This is a genomic window from Amycolatopsis vancoresmycina (assembly GCF_000716785.1).
GTDB lineage: Bacteria > Actinomycetota > Actinomycetes > Mycobacteriales > Pseudonocardiaceae > Amycolatopsis > Amycolatopsis vancoresmycina.
The window spans coordinates 103,065-123,712 of record NZ_JNYY01000016.1 but is presented as its reverse complement, the minus strand read 5'-3'; the positions used below and the strand labels follow the sequence as shown (position 1 = coordinate 123,712).

The following is a 20,648-nucleotide window of genomic DNA, read 5'->3' as shown; positions in this document are numbered from 1 at the left end:
ACAATCCCCGCGTGGCCGAAGAGAATTTGATGTTTCCCGCCGAGCTCCGGCACGCGGCGGTGCTCTCGTTCCGCGACCACCTGCAGGCGGCGGGTAATCGGCTGGCCGATATCCCGGAAGCCACCGCCCAGCTGCTGCGCCAGGCCGAATCCGTGCTCGACGACATCGAGACCGCGCTCGGCGGTTCCGTGCCGCCCCAGGGCGAGGGGGAGCGGCTCAGCGTGGAGATCGGCGCCAGCCGTGCCGTCCGGGGAGTTCACCCGATCGAGTCGGCGCACGCTGCCGTGACGATGTACCAGGTCCTCCTCCCGATCGTCCTGGACCGGACCCGGGCCGACGGCGACCCGGAGACCGGGCTGCGCACCGCCGCCGGTGTGCTGCAGGAGTCGATCATGCTCCGCGTCGGGATCGGCGCGGTGTCCTACGCGAGCTTCCTCCTCGAAAAGATGAACCACGCCCACCGCGACGAACGGCGCCGGATCGGCCGGGAACTGCACGACCGCGCGGCGCATTCGGTCGGCGTGGTGCTGCAGGACCTCGACCTGTACGAGGTCTATGCCGCCACGGACCCGGCGCGCGCGATGACGCGGATCGTCACCGCCCGCACCGCGTTGCGCGAAGCCCTCGACCTGATCCGGGGGCTCGCCACGGAACTGCGGGAATCCGCGGTGGAGGTCGGCGGTCTCGCGAAGGCGCTCGACGACTACGTCGCCGCCCGGGTCCCGTCGAGCATTCACACGACCGTGTCGGTGACCGGTGACGAGCAACTGCCGGACGACGCGTGCGAGGAGCTGTACCTCGTGCTCCGCGAGGCCATCCGGAACGCCGTCCTGCATTCGAGCGCGCGCACGCTGGAGGTGACCGTGACGGTGACCGACGCGGAAGTGCACGCTTCGGTGCGGGACGACGGGCAGGGGTTCGACCTCGCCGCCGCGCTGGTCGCCCGGTCGGGTGTCGGGCTCTCCTCCATGCGCGAGCGCCTCGAGCTCCTCGGCGGGACGTTCACGATCACCGCGTCACCGGACACCGGGACCACGATCTCCATCGCCGTCGCGCACCTCGGAGCCGGGCGATGACCGTGGCGCGCGAACCGAAGGTCACCATCATCGTCGCCGACGACCACACCCTGTTCCGCCAGGGGCTGTGCGAACTGCTGACCACGGACCCGGAGTTCGCCGTGACCGGCGAGGCGGCCGACGGGGACGAGGCCGTCACGCTGGTGCAGCGGCACCGCCCGAACATCCTGCTGCTCGACGTCGAAATGCCCGGCCCGAGCGCGAAGGTGGTGATCGAGCGGGTCGGGCGGATGTCCCCGGACACCGCCGTGGTCATCCTGACCATGCACGACGCACCCGCGGTCGTGCGTGACCTCCTGGACAGCGGCGCGGCGGCGTACCTGGTGAAGAGCATCGCCCGCGACGAGCTCATCTCCGCGATCCGGTCGGTGAGCCGCTCCAAGGACAACGTGCTGCTGTCGGTTCCGCGCGCGACGATGGAGTCGCTGGAGCGCCGGCAGGCGCAGCGAACGCTGTTGTCCGAACGGGAGCTGGAGGTCCTCCGGCTGGTCGCCGCGGCGATGAGCAACGCCCAGGTCGCCTCGCGCCTGTTCATCAGCGAGGGCACCGTGAAACGGCACCTCACCAACATCTACGGGAAGCTGGGCGCGGCCTCCCGGGTCGACGCGATCAACAAGGCGGTCCAGGCCGGCTTCATCGAAGCCATCGACCACTGACCGGGAAGTCCATTGAGGACGGACACGTAACCGCGGCGTAGCGCCGGGCCGGAATCCTCCAGGTATCGAGAACCAGCGATAGCACTGGAGGTTTCCCGTGGCGGAGATGTGGGTCGATTCGACGCCCCAGCCGTGCCCGCGGTGTTCGCGGTCGACGGTGCTGGCCACGCTGCAGTGGCGGCGGCAGTGGGTGCACGTGGGCACCTGGCGCCCCGAGTGCGAGCGGGCGCCCGCACCACTGGCGCACTCAGTCGCCTTCGCCGGTATACACCGGTGACCGACGCTCCAGGTACGCGGAATCCCCGGCCACCACAGGAGGCCGGGGATTCTCTTCCGGTGTCTCACTTCGAGAGCCGGAACCGGAAGTTGCGGAAGACCTCCGGCTCGGGGCTGTGGCGGCCGCGCAGGCGGAGGGCGTAGCTGACCAGCGCGTGGTCCAGCATGTACAGCCGGTTCCCTTCCGCGCGGCCACCCTCGGACAGCCGGCTCGTGACCCAGGCCACGGCCGATCGGCCGCCGTACCGGGCCGACGGCGCGTAGAGCCGTCCCGCTTCGCCGATCTCGCCCAGCATGTTCAGCGCGTAGCTGAACGGGTAGGGGCGGTTGACCCGGTCCAGTTCGGTCCGGTCCAGGTCGGGGTAGGAGCCCACCAGCCGGTCCAGGCCCTCGCCGGTGATCAGGTCGGGCCGCCCGGCCAGCATGGCCGTTTCGATCATGTACGGGTAGGCGATCCCGTTGCGGAAGAAGTTCGCGCCGGGATCGGCTTCGTCCCACTGTCCCAGCACGTCTTCCACGAAGGCGTCCAGGTCCGGCACCTCGCCGGACAGCCGGCCGAGGTTGTGCAGGGCCACGAGGTAGTACAGCGCCATGTGGGTCCGCTCCACCGGGTCGATCCGGCCCAGCAGGTCCTTCGCCTCGGCCAGCCGGTCCTTCCGGTAGGTCAGGTACTCGGGGCGGCCGGCCATCGCGATGGCGTTCAGCATCGTCACCAGCGGGTAGATCTTCCCGAAGTCCGCGGTCATCGGCTGCGGGAAGGCGGGCGGGACGGCCAGTTCGTCGGCGCGGTCGAGGTGGTCCAGCGTCTCCTTCAGGTAGTCCCGCGGCCCATCGAAGACGTGTTGGTCGAAGCCCAGCAGCGAAACCGCCGAGAGCAGCATGGACCCGCCACGCCCGCGGAAGAAGGGCGCGGGGATCCGCTCCAGGAGGTCCAGCGCTTCGCGGACGTGGTTGCGCTCGCCGGTGACCAGCCGGTCCGCCAGGCCCAGCTGGCCGAAGGCGAGGAACACCGCGGTGTAGGCGGAAAGCCGCTCGTAGTCGCCGTGCCGGCCGCTGTTCTCGTCCTTGATCCCGTCCGGCCGGATCCGGTCGGTCGCGGCGAGGATCTCCGCGGGGAAGTCCAGCCACTCGTTGACCAGCAGCTTGCGGTCCAGGCCGAGTTTCGCGAACGCGGCCATGAGGATGCAGCCCGCTGTGACGCGGTAGTAGGCGTTCCCCTCCGACCGCACGGCGTCCACGACGTCGCCGGCCGCCGAACCGACGTCGACGCGGGTGAAGTCGACGGCCGGGTCCGTCACGTTCAGGATCAGGTCCGCCAGCAGCCGCGAGAACCGCGTGTACGAATGCGTCGGCGGCACCTTCACCGCCAGCAGGTCGAACGTGCGCCGGATCCGCTCGGCGGCGACGGGGTCGTGGTCGATGGGGTACTGGCCGAGCCCGATGCCGCGCACCATGCGGCTCCACGGCGTCGCGATCATGCGTGACTCGGTGGTCAGCTCGTCCAGTCCGGTCACCGGCAGCACCGGCGATGCACTGTCCATGGGTCAGCTCTCCTTTTCTCGGGTGTGCGACAGCCGGGTGGTGTGCCGAGGACCCGCCGCCGGCCGCGTGCTCGGCTGCGGGGTGCGCGGGGTGTGGTGGCCGGGAACCGCGCGGCGGTGCGGGGTCTGCCCCGGGTGCCGCCGGGTGTGGTCCAGGTGGGCCGGCGCCGGCACCGCCGCCCCGAGGAACTCCGTCCGGTCCCCGGTGAGCATTTCCAGCGCCCAGTTCAGCCACTTGACGCCCTCGCAGTAGATGGCCACCGGCCGGCGCTGCACCTGGTGGGTGTCGGTCAGCGTCCCGTCCAGCTCGGCCTGGAAGTGGAACGGCGGCATGGCCGCGAAATGGGTGCCCATCACGAAGACGAGCCGGATGACCCAGTGGGGGTCCTTGAGGTGCTGGGACTCCGGGTCGTCCCGCTGCACGGCCGTCATCACGGAGTCGAAGTAGTCCTCCAGCCCGCGCGGCTGCGCCGGGTCGACCGCTTCGCCCTTGGCCACGACGTCCCGGACCCGGTAGGACTTCCGGTACGGGTTCTCCGCCGCGAAGTCGATGTCGACCCGGGGCGTCCGTCCGGGGCCGGTCCGGACCCGCAGGGCGAACTGCTCGTAGTGGATTTCGTCGTAGTGGCCGAGGGAGTTGTGCCAGGGCTTGTTGTCGTACATGGCGTCGTCACGGGTGTCGCCGCCGTCGCTCTTGAAGCCGATGGCCCGCGGGTCCAGGAACTTGATCCCGACCGACTCCGCCGTGATCGCCGCCAGCGCCGCGTCGATCTCCCGGCGCGGGGCGCCCGTTTCGATCAGCCGCTGGGCGTGCAGCAGCGGCGCGGGGTCCTCGATCTTGATGTTCTCGGTGTTCGTGTCGCCCATCACCAGGGAGTGGAACCGCGGTTCCAGGATCCGGAGGTACTCCGGGTGCGCCCGGAACCGGGCCAGGAGCGCCGGCACGTTGAGGTAGGTGACGCCGTCGATGACGATCCGTTCGGTGTCGAGCAGCTCCGGGGAGAAGGTGCGCGGTGCCGTGCGACGGCAGAGTGCCAGGCGGTCCTCGATCTTGCGGAAGTAGGAGATGTCCAGGGTCTCGCCCGGGGCGGGGACGCGGTTCACGGTGTGCACGTTCCGGTTCAGCACCCGGAAGACCTGCTCGTAGAGGCGGGCGACCACGGCCGGGGGCGGCGAGTTCCGTTCGACGAACCGGCTGATCTCCACGCCCGGGACGTAGCTCATCTCGTAGACGACTTCCTTGCAGGTGGCCGTGCCGTCCCCCCGCGGAGCCGGGATCACCCGCTCGGCGATGTCGTACACCTCGGGGAAGTACCGGCGCACCGGCTCGGGCAGGGCCTGCAGGTACTCCGCCTGCTTCTTCGCCTTGGTGAACGGCGGCAGCATCACGCCCTGGCCGTCCGGGTTCCAGCCGACCGTGGTCAGCGCCTCGCTCAGGATCTTGCGGACGGTGGTCCGGTCCTCGCCGTCCTTCCGCAGGAAGATCGTCATGGACTCGCTGCCGCCGGCACCGAAGCCCAGGACGCGTTCCCCGATGCCGACGTAGGCGTTGACCGTGCCGGTCAGCACCCGGCGGCCCTGGGCGTAGCGCAGCACCTTCTCGTTCTCCACGGTCATGGACAGGACGCACTGGTCCTCGAACTCGTCGAGCGCCGGGCTGCCGGACGGCGAGGACACACCGATGACATCGGCGCGGTGCGGCCCCAGGTCCAAGCCGGCGGGGTCGAGCGCGGACCCGAGCGAGAGGATCAGGCAGTTCCCGTCGAGGCGGATCCGCCGGACTCCGGCGTCGAGAGCGCCGTCGAGGACGACGGCACGCGTGGCAGCGGCGAGGTCCTTCGCCGACCACAGCGGGACGCCCTCCGGCGAGACGAGGGGCAGCTCGGGGCGGTCGAGCGAGGAGACCAGCCCGTCCAGCGCGGCTTCCAGCCCGGGGTCCGCGCTCAGCGCCAGCTCGTGGAGGGCCACGACGTCGGCCACCGGCGCCGCGCCGGCGGCCGCCAGCGCCGCCAGCCAGCCGGCGAGGTCGCTGCCTTCGAGGTAGCAGTCGTTCTGGCGGAACAGCGCCGGCCGGTCGTGCCGGAGCGCCCGGAACAGGGTGTGCCGTCGCTCGACGGCCGCCTGGTCGTGGTCCGTGCCCCCGTCGAAGTGGACGACCACGACCTCGGGCTGCCCGGCCGTGCCGGCATCCCGGTCGACGACGTCACCCGTCCGGTCGACGATCCTGAGCTCGGTGCGGACCCGGCCCGGGTGGTCGCCGGTGAGCTGCTTCTTCTGCCGCGCCCGCAGGACCAGCTCGCCACGGCCGGTGTCGACGTCGCCGCGATGCCGGTAGGTGTGCTGGAAGACCTCCAGGAGCTCGTAGAACGCCGGTGCGGCGGCCCGCTCGGGGCGGAGCATCTCGTCGGTGATGACGCGCCGCATGACCCGCAGGAGGTACCGCTCGCCGAAGGAGTCCGCCGAGGCCAGCCGGAAGAGCTCACGCAGCGTGCCGAGCTGCCGGTCGGCCAGGCGGTCCCCCGAGCCGCGCAGCCGGCCCAGCTCGGCCAGCAGGTCGTCCACCAGCTTCAGCACGCGGAGCACCGGGTCGGCCGCACCCGCGGTCCCGGTGTAGGCGGTCACGGGGTCCGCGGTGCCGTTGTCGTGCAGCAGCCGCACGGACTTGTCACCCGGCCCCAGCTCGACCACCAGGTCCGGCCGGAGGCCGCCGAGCGTGGCCACGGTCTCCCGCGACGCCATGACCTCGTCGGTGATCGCGAGGATGCCGTTCCGGACCTCCTCGGCGGTGCCGAGCAGGCCGGGACCGTGGTTCGAGACCACCGGGACGCCGGGGTCGGCGAACACGATGCCGTTCGCGGCCATGAAACCGTCGAGCGCCTCGCGCACGCCGCTCATCCGCTCGGAGTGGGCGAGGAATTTCGTCGGTTTCTTCAGCTCTTCCGACCGGATTCCCGGCCGTCCCGCGGTGAACGCGTCGAAATCCGCCTTGACGCCGGACCGCACGTAGACGTTCGCCTGCCGGTCCGAATAGTGCTTGTGGATCTCGACATCCGCTTTCGGGAACTTTCTGCCGAGCTCGTCGAGCGCGTCGACGAGGTCTTCGGTGGCCCCGTTCAGGGCGATGACGTGGAACGGCTCGGGGACCAGCCCGCGGCCGCGCAGCGAATCGGGGAGGTGGACGGCGACTTCGCGGGCGACCGGCTCGTCGGGCACCTCGCCCTCGGCGGCCACCAGCATCAGCGGCGTGAAAGCCCGCGCGATCTGGACGCCGTCACCGACGGACAGCGCCCCGCTCGCCACGGCGGAGGTGATGATCCCGAAGCTTTCCCCGGTGTAAGCCACGAAATCGAGGTGGATCCCGTTCCGGGCCGCCGTGTTCCGCAGGTGGGCTTCCAGGGCCAGGCTGTGCACCAGGATCGCGCTTCCGATGAAGGCCTGCTGGGCCAGCTTTCCCGCCGGCAGGTTCTCCGGAATCGGCAGGAGCTTGTCCGGCCGGTCGGGAAAACCCAGTGCCCGCGCGGCCTGCCGGTAGATCCCGAGCACCTCAGGGCTCCCGGAGTCCAGCAGGTGACGGCCGAGATCCCGGTACGCGGCGCGGCTGCCGAGACCGGGGAAGACGCCCGCGACGCGCCCCGGAACCCCGGGCCGCGGGTGGTTTCCGCGCGGGTCCGGGGTCGAGCGTGAACAGGAACGAACCAACCTCATGGTGTCTCCCGGGTTTGTCCATGGCGGAAACGGGGAACTCTGACTGTTTGCCCCGTATCTCGCCGGCCCGGCGTCGCGCGTGACGACGTCGCAGGCGATGTCTGTTCGATGGCGCACGTGATGTGTGTTCGATATCGACGGTATGAGCGCCGGGCACCGCGCTCAAGCGATTCGGTGCCGGAGAAGCCGATGAGGCAGGCCGGGCGTGTCACCAAGGTTTTCGCGATGTCACGAAGGTCGTAGTGATGATTCCACCTACGATGGCGGCGCCCGTTTCGGCAGTGCGCCTACGCTGGACGGTGATTGTTGATGAGGTCATTCACCCACGAGGTTTGTGCAGTGAGCAAATGGGATGGAGGGTAGAGTCATGCCTATCGGGCTTCTCGCCTTGGCGCTGGGAGGCTTCGGCATCGGGCTGACCGAATTCGGGATCGTGGGTCTGTTGCCCCAGGTGGCGGCGGATTTCGGGGTCACCGAACCGGTGGCCGGATACCTGGTCTCGGGTTACGCGCTCAGTGTCGCGGTCGGCGCCATCGCGCTCACCCTGGCGATCACCAGGTTCGACCGCAAGAAAGTGCTGCTCGGGCTGATGGTGCTGTTCATCGCGGGCAACCTGATCTCGGCCGTCGCGCCGGTCTATTCGGTGATGCTGCTCGGCCGGATCATCGCGGCGCTGTGCCACGGCGCGTTCTTCAGCGTCGGCGCGGTGGTCGCCGCGGAGATGGTCGCGGAAAACAAGAAGGCCAGCGCCATCGCGCTGATGTTCGGTGGCCTGACCGTGGCCAACGTGCTCGGCGTGCCGCTCGGCACCCTGCTCGGCCAGCAGCTCGGCTGGCGTTCGACGTTCTGGGCGATCACGGTCATCGGTGTCATCACCATGATCGGCATCTGGGTCCTGGTGCCGCAGCCGGAGGCCGTCGCCCGGACCAGCGTCCGTGGTGAGCTCGGGGTGTTCCGCCGTCCCCAGGTCTGGGTCTCGGCGGCGATCACCGTGCTGTCCTACGGCGGCATGTTCGGCGCGTTCACCTACATCGCCTTCACGCTGACCGAGGTCAGCGGCTTCGCCACCAGCACGGTGCCGTGGCTGCTGGTGCTGTTCGGGGTCGGCATGTTCGCCGGCAACTTCCTCGGCGGCAAGGCGGCGGACCGGGCGCTGGACAAGTCCCTGATCGTGATCCTCGCCCTGCTCACGGCGGTGCTCGTGGTGTTCGCGCTGACCGCGCACAGCCAGGTCCTGACGATGATCTCGCTGTTCCTGATGGGCACCGTCGGCCTGGCCACCGCCCCCGGTCTGCAGCTGCGGATCATGCGGTACGCCGACGACGCGCCGACGATGGCGTCCGGCACCAACATCGCGGCCTTCAACATCGGCAACGCGCTCGGCGCCTGGCTGGGCGGGCTGGCGCTGGCCGCCGGGCTCGGGTTCGTCTCGCCGCTGTGGGTCGGTGCCGCGGTCAACGTCGTGGGGCTCGCCGTCTTGGCGGCCGGCACGGCGGCGGCGCGACGGCACCGCGATCGGGTCGCCGGGGCACCCCGCCGGCTCACGGCGACGGGGGCGAGAACCAGGAGGGTCCCCGGGGGGGGGGGGGGGGGGGGAAGGGTGTTTTCACCCCCCCCTCCCCCCCCCCGCCCAGCCATGGCAGACCACCAGGGTTCCAGCGCAACCCGGCGAACGTATCCGGTCACCGCACTAGCAGGGCGCCGGGACCGCGGGGATCCCGCGAACGGGTCCGGCCCGGCGGGGTTCCGCGGCCCGGCGAGGCGCACCCCTCGCCGGGCCTGGCGCGTTACCGGCTGCAGGGCGCGAGCGCGTCGAGCCCCTGCGGCTTGGCCGCGGTGCGGCCGATGGCGGTGGCGATCCGGTTGATCGTCGCCACGCGCTTGTCCTCGAGCGGGCCGAGGATGGCGTTCTGGACGAAGTTCGGGCCGCCCTGGCCGACGGTCGTCTGCAGGCGGTTGTTGGCTTCGTCGATCTGGGTGTTCAGCAGCTCGAGGTTGCGCTGCACCTCGGCCTGGGCCTGGGCGGGGATGGCCGGGAGCTTGCTCGCCACGTCGGGGCAGGAGATCTTGCCGACCCCGGCGTTGCCCGTGTTGCCGCTGGTGCCCTTGGTGCCGTTCTGGCCGTTGTTGCTGTTCTGGCCGCCGTTGCCGGTGCCCTGGGCCGGTGCCGGAACGGCGGCGCCCGCGCCGCCGACCGAGCAGGTGGCCAGGCCGTCGAGGCCCTGCGGCTTCTCGGCGCGGCGCCCGATCGAGATGGCGATGCGGTCGATCGTCGACTTCCGCTTGTCCGCCAGCGGGCCGAGGATGGCGTTCTGGACGAAGTTCGGGCCGCCTTGGCCGACGGTCGTCTTGAGGCGGTTGTTGGCTTCGTTGATCTGCGTGTTCAGCAGGTCCAGGTTGCGCTGCACCTCGGCCTGCGCCTGGGCGGGGATGGCCGGGAGCTTGCTCGCCACGTCGGGACAGCTGATCTGGCCGACCGCCGCCTGACCGCCCGAGGCGGCGTTGGCGGCGCCGGGGTCGCCGAAGGTCGTCGCGACCGCCAGCGCCCCGCCTGCGATCGCGAGGGCGAAGGCACCCGTCGCGATCTTCGTCCGCCGGGAGAGGCGGTGTCGTCCACCGGAAGCAGGCATGAATGACTCCGTTTTCGTACGTGAGTTAGCGTGAACATATGGGCACTCCGCCGTGTTCGGGGGATACGGCGGAGTTATCTGATGGGGCGGACCCAACTGGTCGCCGACGCCCATGGTGGCGTGCGGACCTGGGGTTTGTCCAGTGTGACCGGTGCGAAAAAGAAGATGTGAACCATTCCGAACCGGGGTACGTGTACCTCGGTGACGGCGGCATCTGGCCGCATTGTTTCGGAGCGCGGGAATTGTTCCGCGCAATTTCGGCGCGTCCGCGTGGGGCTTGACGCGGGCCGCCGTGTCCTCCTAGCGTCGGCATACCGACCGGTCGGTGTCCAAAGGAGGTCACTGGATGAGCTGGTACGACGCGAAGCCCTGGCTCGCGAGCTACGACGAGCGCGTGCGGGACGCGGAGCCGGCGAAGCCGACGACGCTGCCCGAGGCGTTCCGCCGGGCCGTCGACCACGTCCCGGACCGGGCCGCGATCGCGTACTTCGACGCGCGGCTGAGCTACCGCGAGGTCGACGAGCTCTCCGACGGCGTCGCCCGGTACCTGACGGCCCACGGCTTCGCCCGCGGCGACCGGCTGGCCCTCGTGCTGCAGAACATCCCCCAGTTCGTGGTCGCCCTGCTGGGCGCGTGGAAGGCCGGCGGGATCGTGGTGCCGGTCAACCCGATGTACCGCGAACGCGAGCTCACGCACGTGTTCACCGACGCCGGCGTCAAGGCGGTCGTCTGCTCGCAGCGCGGCTGGAACGCCTACATCGGCGAGACGGCGGCCGCCAACGGCGTCGGCATCGCGCTCACCACGAGCGAATTGGAGTTCCAGACCCGCGACGACGAGCGCGTCCTGGCCAAGGTCGAGCGGGAGGCCACCCCGGGCGCGACCGAGCTCCTCGAAGCCGCGGCCACGCCGGGCCCGAAACCGCCGGAACCCGCCTTCGCGCTCGGCGACACCGCCCTGATCAGCTACACCTCCGGCACCAGCGGCACGCCGAAGGGCGCCACCAACACCCACGGCAACATCGGCACCAACGCCGCCGGGCTCGGCTCGTTCAGCGGCCTGCCCGCGGGGTCGACGCTGTTCGGGCTCGCGCCGCTGTTCCACATCACCGGCATGGTCTGCGAGCTGGGTTCCGCGATCGACATCGAGGGCACGCTCGCGCTGGCGTACCGCTTCGAGCCGGGGGTCGTGCTCGACGCGTTCCTGGAGCACGAGCCGTCGTACACGGTCGGTCCGTCGACGGCCTACATGGCGCTGATGGCCCACCCGTCCTTCAGCCGCGAACACTTCGCGTCGTTCGCGCTGCTGTACTCCGGCGGCGCCGCGCTGCCGCCCGCCGTCGTCGAGGCGTTCCGCGCGAAGACCGGGCACTACATCCACAACGGCTACGGCCTCACCGAAACCACGGCCGGCTGCGTCGTCGTCCCCGGCACCCTCGAGGCGCCGATCGACCCGGCGTCGGGCACCATCTCGATCGGCCTGCCGGTGCCGGACACGATCGTCCGGATCCTCGGCGAGAACGGCGAGGAGCTGCCGCCCGGCCAGGCGGGCGAGATCGCCGTCGAGGGCCCGATGGTCGTCTCGGGCTACTGGAACCGGCCCGAGGCCACGGCCGAAGCCCTGCCCGGCGGCCGGCTGCTCACCGGCGACATCGGGTTCATGGACGAGCGCGGCTGGGTCTACGTCGTCGACCGCAAGAAGGACATGATCAACGCGTCCGGCTTCAAGGTCTGGCCGCGTGAGGTCGAAGACGTCCTCTACACGCACCCGGCGGTCCGCGAGGCCGCCGTCGTGGGCGTCGCCGACGAATACCGCGGCGAGACGGTCAAGGCGTACGTCAGCCCGGCACCCGGCGCGAACGCCGATCCGGCCGAGCTGGTGGCCTGGTGCAAGGAGCGCCTCGCGGCCTACAAGTACCCGCGGACCATCGAAGTCCTCGACGAGCTGCCGAAGACCACCAGCGGGAAGATCCTGCGCCGCGAGCTGCGGGCCCGGGGGTAGCGCGGTGGTCGAAACGGTCCGCGGCGCGATCGCGCCGGAAGCGCTCGGCCGGGTGCTGATGCACGAGCACCTCTTCGTGCTCAGCCCCGAGTTCGCCGAGAACTACCCGGAGCACGAAGGGTTCCGCGAGGACGAGCACGTCCCGGAGGCGATCCGGCGCCTGAAGGAGCTCAAGGACGCGGGGATCGACACGATCGTCGACCCGACGGTGATCGGCCTCGGCCGGTACATCCCGCGCGTGCAGCGGGTGGCGGCCGAGGTGGACGTCAACATCGTCGTCGCGACCGGGCTGTACACCTACCACGACGTGCCGCACTACCTGCACTTCCGCGGGCCGGGCACGTTGCTGCAGGGCGAAGACCCGCTGGTCGGCATGTTCGTCGGGGACCTCCGGGACGGCATCGCGGGCACCGGCGTCAAGGCCGGCCTGCTCAAGTGCGCGACCGACGAACCCGGGGTGACCCCGGGCGTCGAGCGGGTGCTGCGGGCGGTGGCGCACGCCCACGCCGAAACGGGCGCGCCGATCATGACGCACACGCACGCGGGCACCCGGCGCGGCCTGGAGCAGCAGGACGTGTTCGCGTCCGAAGGCGTCGACCTGACCCGCGTGCTCCTCGGGCACTCGGGTGACTCGGCGGACCTGGGGTACCTGACGGAGCTGGCCGACCGCGGCTCGCTGCTGGGCATGGACCGGTTCGGCCTGGACCTGCTGCTGCCGTTCGAGGAGCGGGTGAACACGGTCGCGGCGCTGTGCGAACGCGGCTACGCGGGCAGCATGGTGCTCTCGCACGACGCGTCCTGCTACATCGACTGGCTCCCGGCGGCGCAGCTGCCGTCGATCGCGCCGAACTGGCACTACCTGCACATCACCCGGGACGTGCTGCCGGCGCTGCGGGAGCGCGGGGTGTCCGAAGCGGACATCACGACGATGCTCGTGGACAACCCGCGGCGGTTCCTGTCGTGGCGTTATCCTGGTGCGTCCTGAGAGGGGGTCCAGCGGTGACTCGAGCAAGCACCCGCAAGCCGGGCGAAGCCACCGGCGACGACCAGGCCGCCGTCCCCCGGCGGCTGCTGGAGCACGCAACGAAGCTGTTCGCGAAGAAGGGCTTCGACCGCACCTCGGTCCAGGAGATCGTCGAGGCGGCGGGCGTCACCAAGGGCGCGATGTACCACTACTTCGGCTCGAAGGACGACCTGCTCTACGAGATCTACGCACGGGTGCTGCGCGAGCAGACCCGCCAGCTGGAGAGCGTGGCCTCGTCGGGCGCACCGCTGCGGGAACGCCTCGCGGCGGCGGCGTCCGACGTGGTGGTGTCGAGCATCGACAACCTGGACGACAACACGATCTTCCTGCAGTCGATGCACCAGCTGTCCCCGGACAAGCAGAAGGCGGTCCGCGCCGAGCGGCGCAAGTACCACGAGCGCTTCCGCGGCCTGGTCGAGGAGGGCCAGCGATCGGGCGAGTTCCGCACGGACAAACCGGCCGACGTGGTGGTGGACTTCTTCTTCGGCTCGGTGCACCACCTGGGCTCGTGGTACCGCCGGAGCGGGTCGCTGACGGCCCGCCAGATCGGCGACCACTACGCGGACCTGCTCCTGGACGCCCTGCGGCCGCCGGCGGGCTAGTGCTGCTGCACGTGGTCCAGCAGCAGCGCGCTGACCTCGTCCGGGGCCTCCATCGCCATCCACTGGCTCGCGCCCTCGACGATCTGGAAGTGGTACTCCGCGTCGATGTGGTGGACCGTCAGCTCCGCCGCGCTCTGGCCGAGGTACGGGTCCTCGCGGCCCCACAGGTACAGCGTCGGGACCCGGATGCGGCCCGCCGGGATGTCGAACGCGTCGTTCGTCGCTCCGCGGTACCAATTCAACGTGGCCGTCAGTGCGCCCGGTTCGGAAAGGCGCTCGACGGTGCGTTCGACGATCGCCCGGGGAATGCGGCGGCTGTAAACAGCCCGTAATTGCGCCGCTTCGTCGCGTAAGAGGTATTTCTCGGCCTTGCCTTCTTCGCGGCGGAAGAAGCGGATGTACCCCAGGTCGTGGAACTGGCCGTCGTCCGTGGCCGCCGCCTGGCGCAGGGCCGCCGGGTGGGGGGTCGAGAGCACCGTCAGGGACCGGAGGCGGTCCGGGTGGGCCGTGGCGAACACCCAGGCCACCATGCCGCCCCAGTCGCGGGCGACCAGGTGGAAGCGGTCCGCGCCCTGGCTCTCGGCGAACGCCAGTACGTCGCCGACCAGGAGATCCAGGGCGTAGTGCTCGACGCCGTCCGGGCGCGCGCCCGCCGCGTACCCGCGCTGGTCCACCGCCAGCGCCCGGTAGCCGGCCTCGCCGAGCGCGTGCAGCTGCTCGGTCCACGCCTCCGCGAACTCGGGCCAGCCGTGCAGCAGCAGCACGAGCTCGCCCGACTCGGGGCCGGCCGCGAGCGCGGTGTGGTGGTGGCCGCCGACGGCGATGGTCAATTCCTCCAGCGCGGCGGCGTCCGTCGGGGCGACGGCTGATTCCATGGCGCACAGGCTAGATCCGCATCCCCCGCGAGAACCATGGGGATCCGGGCACTTTTGTCACACGTTTGCGCCCGGAGTGGCCTGGCTCACAGAATTTTCGCTCATCTGAGCGAAAATTCCCCGCGAAACTGAAGTTTCTTCATGAAGACCCCAGCCGCTCGAGGTCCACCACGGCCTTGTCGACCGTGAAGACGTCGGCCGGGCGGCGGTTCCCGGCGAGCAGCGCCACGTAACAGCCGTAGTCGATGGCGTACCCGTCGTACAGCCGCCCCGGGCGCCGCGGGTCGACCACGCCGCGCTTGAGGATGTGCAGCAGCCGCGCGTCGCACAGCGTGTCGATCGCGGCCGGGCGGTCCCGCGCGGGCAGCAGGAAGGTGCGGCAGCGGCGCCGGCCCACCACCTCGTCCACCAGCAGCCCGAGCACCCGGTCGGCGTCGTCGTCCCGGCTGATCACCGACTGCTTGTCCCGCAGGTACCAGTCCCGCGCGGCCCGGCGGACGTGCGCGAGCGTGATCTTCCCGTCGTGGGCGTGCTGCGCGGCCAGCGCCGCGATGTTGATCGCGTCGCGCGGGACGCCCTCGGCCGCCCGGACCAGCTCGGGGAACGCGCCACCGTCGAAGGCGGCGTCGACGAACGCGCCGGGCACCGGCGTCCGCAGCATCGAGGCGAGGATCGGCCGGACGTGGTTGCCGAACAGCTCCCGGAAGAACGCCTGGGCCGCGGCGGGCGACCGGCCGAACACCAGCGCGTCGTCCAGGCTGACGGCGGACGCCGCGTCCGACCCGACCTCGATGCCCAGGTAGTCGTCGTCGAGCGGGACGAAGAACCGGGCGCGGTGCTCGATCGCGGCGATCTTCACCGTCATGCCGCGGACCGGCAGCACGCTGCGGCGCAGCAGGTCCGCCAGGAACGGCTGCAGGTCGAGCGGCACGCTGCTCCACTCGTCCAGCAGCAGCCACAGCCGGGCCGGCCGGACCCCGTCCGCCACGGTCTGCACGGCCCGGCTCAGCGGGCCGAACAGCACGCGGTGCTGCTCGACGCCGGTGCGCTTGCGGCGGCTCGACGCCGTCGCCGACGCCTTGCGCCGCGCGCCGGCCCGGGCGCCGCCGCCGTGGGTGACGCTCAATTCCGCGGAGTATTCCCGTTCCACGGCGCCGCCGAAAGTCTGCTCCTGTTCGGTTTCGCCGACGACTTCCACTTCGGTGGCGGCGGACACCAGCGCGTCGAGGCCGCGCACCAGCGCGTCCTGATTCGGGAAATTGCCGTCGACGGCGACGGCGAAAAGCCGGTCGTGGACGGCTTCGAGGGTGTCGACCAGCAATTGCGTGCCGCGCTGGGCGGGGCTCAGCGCGGTGCTGGCGTAGAGGCCGCCGCTGGAGCCGATCGTCCGCAGGTCGAGGTGGATCGCGAGGTCCCCGGTGCCCTCGGCGAGTTCCTGCAGGTGCAGCAACGCGTGCGTCTTGCCGGTGCCGCGGCGGCCGAAAAGGAGCTGGTGGTCGGCCGAATTGATCATCGCGGAAAACGATCCGGCGGCGACGTAGGTCGCGGCCAGCGTCGACCGGTCGGCGCTTTCCGCCCGCCGGGGAATACGCATCAGCGCCTGGTTGAGGTGCTTCTGGATGGCCTGCGCCATGGGACTCAGCGTACGGCAGCCATCGCCGCGTCCGGCACGGCCGAATGAGTTGCGGAAACGGCCCGTTCCGCGTCGGGAACGGGCCGTTTCCGCCGGCGACCTACGCGGGCAGGTCGACCAGGTCCGCCAGCCGGGCCCGGTGCCTGCCGGGGGTGCCGAGGGCGATTTCGTCCGCCTTCGCGCGCTTCAGGTACAGGTGTGCCGGGTGCTCCCACGTCATCCCGATGCCGCCGTGCAGCTGGATCGCCTCCTCCGTCGCGCGGACGGCGATCGGCGCGTTGCGGGCCTGGGCCACCGCCACCGAGATCGGCACGTCGGTGCCGGTGGCCAGCGCGTCGGCGGCGTTGCGGGCCGCCGCGCGGGCGAGCACCAGGTCCGTGTACAGGTTCGCCAGCCGGTGCTTGAGCGACTGGAACCCGCCGACCGGGCGGCCGAACTGGTACCGCCCCTTGAGGTAGCGCACGGTCTCGGTCAGCGCCCACTCGGCGACGCCCGTCTGCTCGGACGCGAGGATGCCCGCCCCGAACAGCAGCGCGCTCTCCAACGCCGAAGCCGCCTCCGGGCCCGACGCCACGAGCACCGCCGGCGCGTTCGACAGCGTCACGTCGGCCACCCGGCGGGTCAGGTCGAACGAGACCAGCTCGGACACCGTCGCCGCCGACGCCTCGACGACGTAGAGCCCGGGGCCGTCGGGGCCGGCGGCCGGGACGACCAGCAGGTCCGCCACCGACGCGTCGGCCACCGTGCCCACCCGGCCGCTCAAGGCGCCGTCCGGGTTCGCCGTCACCGACGACGGGAAGCCCGCGCCCGGCGCCGTCGACAGCGGCACGGCCAGCGCACCGATTGCCGAACCCGAGGCCAGCCGCCGGACGAACTCGTCCGCCGAAGCGCGGACCAGCGCCGTCGTCGCCAGCACCACGCTGCCCAGGAACGGCACCGGCGCGACGCAGCGGCCCAGTTCCTCGGCCACCACGGCGACTTCGCGGGCCGACGCGCCGTGTCCGCCCAGTTCCTCCGGCACCGCCAGCCCGGCCACGCCGACCTCGTCGGCCAGCGTCCGCCACAGCTTCAGGTCGTACGGCTCCGCCGTCTCGGCGCGCGCCAGCAGCGCCTCGGCCGACGCCTTGTCCTTCAGCAGGTCGCGGACCGAAGCCCGCAGGTCTTCCTCGACGTCCGAGTACAGGAGGTCAGTCATCGGGGCAGGTCCTTCCAGGCGACGTCCTTGTCGACGCGCGGCTCCGAGGGCAGCCCCAGCACGCGCTCGGCGATGATGTTGCGCAGGACCTCCGAGGTGCCGCCCTCGATGGAGTTGCCCTTCGCGCGCAGGTAGCGGTAACCGGCTTCGCGGCCGGTGAAGTCGACGATCGCCGGGCGCCGGAACGTCCAGTCGTCGTAGGCCAGGCCCTCTTCGCCGAGCAGCTCGACCTCCAGGCCGGTCAGGGCCTGGTTGAGCTCGGAGAAGGCGACCTTCATGGCCGAACCCTCCGGCCCGGGCGCGCCGAGGGCGAGCTGCTGGCGCAGCCGGGTGCCCGCCAGCCGCAGCGTTTCCGCCTCGACCCAGCGCTGGACGAGCCGGTCGCGCAGCTCCGGCGTGCGCAGCTCGGGCCGTTCGCGCCAGGTCTTCGCGACGATCCCGATCAGCCCGCCTTCGCGCGGCTGGACGTGCCCGCCGATCGCGACGCGCTCGTTCATCAGCGTCGTCTGCGCGACCTTCCAGCCCTCGCCGACCGCGCCGAGGCGCTGGCTGTCCGGGATCCGGACGTCGGTCAGGAAGACCTCGTTGAACTCGGCCTCGCCGGTGATCTGGCGCAGCGGCCGGACTTCGACCCCGGGCGCGGTCATGTCGCACAGGAAGTACGTCATGCCCTGATGCTTGGGCACGTCCGGGTCGGTGCGGGTGACCAGGATCGCCCACTGCGACTCGTGCGCCCCGGACGTCCACACCTTCTGGCCGGTGACGATCCAGTCGTCGCCGTCGCGCACCGCGCGGGTGCCGAGGGCGGCGAGGTCGGAACCGGCGCCGGGCTCGGAGAACAGCTGGCACCACACCTCCTCGCCGGTCCACAGTGGACGCAGGAAGCGTTCGCGCTGCTCGGGCGTGCCGAAGGCGAGGATGGTCGGCGCGGCCATGCCGAGGCCGATGCCGATCCGGCGGGGGTTGTTGTCCGGCGCGCCCGCGCCGGTGAACACACCGTCCACAACGGACTGCAGCGCGCGCGGCGCGTTCTGCCCGCCGAGCCCGGCGGGGAAGTGGATCCAGGCGAGCCCGGCGTCGAACCGGGCCCGCAGGAACTCCAGGGGGACAACATCGCGCGGGTCGTGCGAGGCCAGGAATTCGGTGGCCTGGCGGGTCAGGTCTTCGGCGGTGACAGTCACTTCGCGCCCTCCGAGAGGTACTTCTTCAGTTCGCGCCGGGCCAGCGAGCGCTTGTGGACCTCGTCCGGCCCGTCGGCCAGGCGCAGCGTGCGGTTCCCGGCCCACATCGCGGCCAGCGGGAAGTCCTGGCTGACCCCGCCCGCGCCGTGCACCTGCACGGCCTTGTCGAGGATCCACTCGACCGCGGCCGGCGTGGAGATCTTGATGGCCTGGATTTCGGTGTGCGCGCCCTGGTTGCCGACGGTGTCCATCAGCCACGCGGTCTTGAGCACCAGCAGCCGCTGCTGTTCGATGCGCACGCGCGATTCGGCGATCCAGTCCTGCACCACGCCCTGCTGGGCGATCGGCTTGCCGAACGCCTCGCGCGAGATCGCCCGGCGGCACATGAGTTCCAGCGCCCGCTCGGCCATGCCGATGGCGCGCATGCAGTGGTGGATGCGGCCCGGCCCGAGCCGCGCCTGGGCGATCGCGAAGCCGTCGCCCTCGCCGGCGATGAGGTTCTCGACCGGCACGCGGACGTCCTCGAAGAGCACCTCGGCGTGGCCGCCGTGGTCGCTGTCGTCGTAGCCGAACACGTGCATGCCGCGCTTGACCGTGACACCGGGGGTGTCGCGGGGGACCAGGATCATGCTCTGCTGCTTGTGCGGCGCGGCTTCGGGATCCGTCTTCCCCATCACGATGAAGATCTTGCACGCGGGGTTCATCGCACCGGAGATGTACCACTTGCGGCCGGTGATGACGTATTCGTCGCCGTCACGCCGGATCGCGGTCTCGATGTTGCGGGCGTCGGAGGAGGCGACGTCCGGCTCGGTCATCGCGAAGGCCGAGCGGATTTCGCCGTTCAGCAACGGTTCCAGCCACTGCTTCTGCTGCTGCTCGGTGCCGAACATGGCCAGCACTTCCATGTTCCCGGTGTCCGGGGCGGCGCAGTTGAGCGCGGCCGGCGCGAGCCGGATGCTGCGGCCGGTGATCTCCGCCAGCGGCGCGTACTGCAGGTTCGTCAGGCCCGCGCCGTGCTCGCCGGGGAGGAAGAAGTTCCACAGGCCGCGCCGGCGCGCCTCGGCCTTGAGCTCCTCGACGACCGGCGGGATGGCCCAAGGGTCGTCGCGTTCGGCGAGCTGCTGCTCGAACACCGGCTCGGCGGGGTGGACGTGGGAATCCATGAACTCGAGGAGCTTCCCGCGCAGCTCCTCGGTCTTCTCGTCGAACGCGAAGTCCATTACTTCTCCTCTTTGAGAATCTCGTTGCCGTGCGCGACGAGCGGGGCGACCCCGGCCCCGACGCCTTCGAAACCCGCCCCGACCGTCTGGCCCTTGCTGAAGCGGTAGTAGATGCCCTCCAGGATCACGGCCAGCTTGAAGAACGCGAAGCTGACGTACCAGTTCAGCTGCGAGACGTCCCGCCCGGAGAGTTCCGCGTAGCGGGCGACGACCTCGTCCGTGCTCGGGTAACCCGGCGCGGAGCTGGCGTTGGAGACGAACGGCAGCGACACCTTGTCGCGCTCGGCGTAGGCGACCAGCAGCGCGAGGTCGGTCAGCGGGTCGCCCAGTGTCGACATCTCCCAGTCGAGCACCGCGGCGATCCGGTCGGTCTCGTCGACCAGGACGTTGTCGAGGCGGTAGTCGCCGTGGACGATCGACGGCGTTCCCGACACCGGCACCGCCGCGGCGAGCCGGTCGTGCAGCTCGTCGATGCCCGGCAGGTCGCGGCTGCGGGACGCGTCGAGCTGCTTCTTCCACCGCCGCAGCTGCCGCTCCAGGAAGCCGTCCGGACGGCCGAAGTCACCCAGCCCGACCGCGGCCGGGTCCACCGCGTGCAGGTCGACGAGCGTGCCGACCAGCGCGTCGGCCATCGCCCGGGTGCGGTCCGGGCCGAGTTCGCCCAGCTGGCCGGCGGTCCGGTACGGCGTGCCCTCGACGAAGCCCATCACGTAGAAGGGCGCGCCGAGGACGTCGGCGTCCTCGCACAGCAGCAGGGCTTCGGGCACCGGCACGGCGGTGTCGCGCAGGCCGGAGATCACCCGGAACTCGCGGCCCATGTCGTGCGCGGTGGGCAGCACGTGCCCGAGCGGCGGGCGGCGCACCACCCAGCGCGACCGGCCGTCGCCGACCACGTAGGTGAGGTTCGACCGGCCGCCTTCCACGACGTCCGCGGTCAGCTCCCCGGCGACCATCCCGGGCCGCTGCGCGTCCAGGTGGGCGCGCAGGCGGTCCAGGTCGAGTCCTGGCGGGTTCATCCAGCCTCCTCAAGCTCCG

Annotated in this window: 15 protein-coding genes and 1 pseudogene; 7 read left to right on the top strand and 9 right to left on the bottom strand. The window is 71.1% G+C overall.

Features of this window, described 5'->3' with window-relative positions; all coding sequences use genetic code 11:
* The first annotated feature begins 11 nt into the window (after nt 1-11).
* From OO60_RS32465 to OO60_RS46675, 3 genes are all read left to right on the top strand, one after another.
* The gene (locus OO60_RS32465) at nt 12-1,076 is read left to right on the top strand and encodes a sensor histidine kinase (protein ID WP_033262774.1); all 1,065 of its coding nucleotides are present in this window, start codon (nt 12-14) and stop codon (nt 1,074-1,076) included.
* Nucleotides 1,073-1,732, top strand: a complete 660-nt coding sequence (locus OO60_RS32460) for a response regulator (RefSeq protein WP_004563139.1) — start codon at nt 1,073-1,075, stop codon at nt 1,730-1,732. Before OO60_RS32465 ends, OO60_RS32460 begins: the two co-directional genes overlap by 4 nt.
* 97 nt (nt 1,733-1,829) lie before the next feature.
* Complete coding sequence (locus tag OO60_RS46675; RefSeq protein WP_155849084.1) at nt 1,830-2,009, top strand: hypothetical protein; 180 nt, start codon at nt 1,830-1,832, stop codon at nt 2,007-2,009.
* 64 nt (nt 2,010-2,073) lie between these two features.
* Here the strand turns inward: OO60_RS46675 and OO60_RS32455 are convergent, their stop codons facing one another.
* Both OO60_RS32455 and OO60_RS32450 read right to left on the bottom strand, forming a co-directional pair.
* Nucleotides 2,074-3,549, bottom strand: coding sequence for a hypothetical protein (locus OO60_RS32455; protein ID WP_004563138.1), 1,476 nt, complete (start codon nt 3,547-3,549; stop codon nt 2,074-2,076).
* Nucleotides 3,550-3,552: 3 nt separating this feature from the next.
* Nucleotides 3,553-7,254, bottom strand: a complete 3,702-nt coding sequence (locus tag OO60_RS32450; RefSeq protein WP_033262773.1) for an ACP S-malonyltransferase — start codon at nt 7,252-7,254, stop codon at nt 3,553-3,555.
* Between the two features lie 367 nt (nt 7,255-7,621).
* Between OO60_RS32450 and OO60_RS32445 the strand changes: the two are divergent.
* Nucleotides 7,622-8,794 (top strand): annotated as a pseudogene (locus tag OO60_RS32445) (MFS transporter); the annotation flags it as partial.
* Between the two features lie 247 nt (nt 8,795-9,041).
* On the opposite strand, the gene OO60_RS32440 reads toward OO60_RS32445, so the two are convergent.
* The gene (locus OO60_RS32440) at nt 9,042-9,884 is read right to left on the bottom strand and encodes a hypothetical protein (RefSeq protein WP_004563133.1); all 843 of its coding nucleotides are present in this window, start codon (nt 9,882-9,884) and stop codon (nt 9,042-9,044) included.
* 346 nt (nt 9,885-10,230) lie between these two features.
* On the opposite strand from OO60_RS32440, the gene OO60_RS32435 reads away from it, so the two are divergent.
* From OO60_RS32435 to OO60_RS32425, 3 genes are read left to right on the top strand one after another with little or no spacing between them, the layout of a single operon-like run.
* Nucleotides 10,231-11,883: an AMP-binding protein gene (locus tag OO60_RS32435; RefSeq protein ID WP_004563131.1), complete on the top strand. Its 1,653-nt coding sequence runs from the start codon at nt 10,231-10,233 to the stop codon at nt 11,881-11,883.
* A gap of 4 nt (nt 11,884-11,887) precedes the next feature.
* Nucleotides 11,888-12,868 (top strand): phosphotriesterase family protein, encoded by a 981-nt coding sequence (locus tag OO60_RS32430; protein WP_004563127.1) that lies wholly within the window; start codon nt 11,888-11,890, stop codon nt 12,866-12,868.
* A 14-nt stretch (nt 12,869-12,882) separates the two neighbouring features.
* The gene (locus OO60_RS32425) at nt 12,883-13,509 is read left to right on the top strand and encodes a TetR/AcrR family transcriptional regulator (protein WP_004563125.1); all 627 of its coding nucleotides are present in this window, start codon (nt 12,883-12,885) and stop codon (nt 13,507-13,509) included.
* Here OO60_RS32425 and OO60_RS32420 read toward each other — a convergent pair.
* The 6 genes from OO60_RS32420 to OO60_RS32395 all read right to left on the bottom strand — a co-directional run bounded on the left by OO60_RS32420 (nt 13,506) and on the right by OO60_RS32395 (nt 20,629).
* Nucleotides 13,506-14,384, bottom strand: a complete 879-nt coding sequence (locus OO60_RS32420; protein ID WP_004563124.1) for an alpha/beta fold hydrolase — start codon at nt 14,382-14,384, stop codon at nt 13,506-13,508. The genes OO60_RS32425 and OO60_RS32420 overlap by 4 nt on opposite strands.
* A gap of 139 nt (nt 14,385-14,523) precedes the next feature.
* Nucleotides 14,524-16,017, bottom strand: coding sequence for a hypothetical protein (locus OO60_RS32415; RefSeq protein ID WP_033262772.1), 1,494 nt, complete (start codon nt 16,015-16,017; stop codon nt 14,524-14,526).
* Between the two features lie 100 nt (nt 16,018-16,117).
* Nucleotides 16,118-17,212 (bottom strand): acyl-CoA dehydrogenase family protein, encoded by a 1,095-nt coding sequence (locus tag OO60_RS32410; RefSeq protein ID WP_003060383.1) that lies wholly within the window; start codon nt 17,210-17,212, stop codon nt 16,118-16,120.
* Nucleotides 17,209-18,393 carry an acyl-CoA dehydrogenase family protein gene (locus OO60_RS32405; RefSeq protein WP_003060386.1) on the bottom strand — a complete coding sequence of 395 codons (1,185 nt, stop codon included), beginning with the start codon at nt 18,391-18,393 and terminating at the stop codon, nt 17,209-17,211. Before OO60_RS32405 ends, OO60_RS32410 begins: the two co-directional genes overlap by 4 nt.
* Complete coding sequence (locus OO60_RS32400) at nt 18,390-19,613, bottom strand: acyl-CoA dehydrogenase family protein (protein ID WP_003060388.1); 1,224 nt, start codon at nt 19,611-19,613, stop codon at nt 18,390-18,392. The genes OO60_RS32405 and OO60_RS32400 overlap by 4 nt, the downstream gene beginning before the upstream one ends.
* Nucleotides 19,613-20,629, bottom strand: a complete 1,017-nt coding sequence (locus OO60_RS32395; RefSeq protein WP_003060390.1) for a phosphotransferase family protein — start codon at nt 20,627-20,629, stop codon at nt 19,613-19,615. The genes OO60_RS32400 and OO60_RS32395 overlap by 1 nt, the downstream gene beginning before the upstream one ends.
* Nucleotides 20,630-20,648: the final 19 nt, after the last annotated feature.

What these genes read in the sequence shown, in the direction of transcription:
- OO60_RS32460 (WP_004563139.1), top strand. Translation starts at nt 1,073, where the DNA reads ATGACCGTGGCGCGCGAACCGAAGGTCACCATCATCGTCGCCGACGAC.
- OO60_RS32455 (WP_004563138.1), bottom strand. Translation starts at nt 3,549, where the DNA reads ATGGACAGTGCATCGCCGGTGCTGCCGGTGACCGGACTGGACGAGCTG.
- OO60_RS32450 (WP_033262773.1), bottom strand. Translation starts at nt 7,254, where the DNA reads ATGAGGTTGGTTCGTTCCTGTTCACGCTCGACCCCGGACCCGCGCGGA.
- OO60_RS32440 (WP_004563133.1), bottom strand. Translation starts at nt 9,884, where the DNA reads ATGCCTGCTTCCGGTGGACGACACCGCCTCTCCCGGCGGACGAAGATC.
- OO60_RS32435 (WP_004563131.1), top strand. Translation starts at nt 10,231, where the DNA reads ATGAGCTGGTACGACGCGAAGCCCTGGCTCGCGAGCTACGACGAGCGC.
- OO60_RS32420 (WP_004563124.1), bottom strand. Translation starts at nt 14,384, where the DNA reads ATGGAATCAGCCGTCGCCCCGACGGACGCCGCCGCGCTGGAGGAATTG.
- OO60_RS32415 (WP_033262772.1), bottom strand. Translation starts at nt 16,017, where the DNA reads ATGGCGCAGGCCATCCAGAAGCACCTCAACCAGGCGCTGATGCGTATT.
- OO60_RS32410 (WP_003060383.1), bottom strand. Translation starts at nt 17,212, where the DNA reads ATGACTGACCTCCTGTACTCGGACGTCGAGGAAGACCTGCGGGCTTCG.
- OO60_RS32400 (WP_003060388.1), bottom strand. Translation starts at nt 19,613, where the DNA reads ATGGACTTCGCGTTCGACGAGAAGACCGAGGAGCTGCGCGGGAAGCTC.
- OO60_RS32395 (WP_003060390.1), bottom strand. Translation starts at nt 20,629, where the DNA reads ATGAACCCGCCAGGACTCGACCTGGACCGCCTGCGCGCCCACCTGGAC.